Origin of the sequence: Mycobacterium sp. E3298 (genome assembly GCF_001666895.1) — a bacterium.
In the GTDB taxonomy this organism is placed as follows: domain Bacteria; phylum Actinomycetota; class Actinomycetes; order Mycobacteriales; family Mycobacteriaceae; genus Mycobacterium.
Map to the genome: position 1 here is coordinate 1 of NZ_LZJB01000473.1, position 645 is coordinate 645.

Annotated in this window: 1 protein-coding gene and 1 pseudogene; one reads left to right on the top strand and one right to left on the bottom strand. The window is 71.0% G+C overall.

The window, feature by feature from the left end; translation table 11 throughout:
• On the bottom strand, positions 1–271 hold a 271-nt coding region (locus tag A9X05_RS21700), incomplete at its 3' end, for a PPE domain-containing protein (RefSeq protein ID WP_304442457.1).
• On the opposite strand from A9X05_RS21700, the pseudogene A9X05_RS31275 reads away from it, so the two are divergent.
• Positions 255–645, top strand: a pseudogene (locus A9X05_RS31275) (hypothetical protein); the annotation flags it as partial. The gene A9X05_RS21700 and the pseudogene A9X05_RS31275 sit on opposite strands and share 17 nt — an antisense overlap.

A 645-nucleotide genomic window follows, 5' to 3' on the forward strand; every position in this document is an offset into this window, starting at 1 on the left:
CGGCATCCTGGGCCCAAAACTCGCCGTACTGGGCCTCCAACTGCGCGATCGCCCCGGTGTTCTGCCCGATCACGTTGGTGGCCTGCAACTGCTGCACCAACGCCCGGTTGGCCGCGATCACCGGCGGTGGCACCACCGCGGCGAACGCCGCCTCATAAGCCGCCGCCGCCGCGGCGGCCTGCACCGCGGCCTGCTCGGCCTGCGCCGCCGTGCTGGCCAGCCACTCCGCATACGGGGTGGCCGCGGCCACCACCGCCACGACGACGACCACCGCGCCAGTCAAGGCAGCAGCGACCGCCGCGACGACGAACAACCCGATGAGCGAGCTGTGGTTCCTGTTGACCGGCCAGACCGCCTTCCCCACCAACCTGGGGGCGGCCGTCAACGGCTACAGCCCGTTCGCCAGCCTGTTCTATAACACCGAGGGTCTGCCGTACTTCAGTACCGGTATGGCCAACACCTTCACCCAGATCTCCAAGACGGTGGGGTTGATCGGTGGTGCGGCTCCGGCGGCAGCCAAGGCGCTGCCCGGTCTGGGTGGGCTCGGTGGTCTGCTCGGCGGCGGTGCCGGAGCGGTGCACCCGGCCGCGGCCATCGGCGGGGCGGCCTCCATCGGTGGCAAGTTGTCGGTGCCGGTGGCCTGGA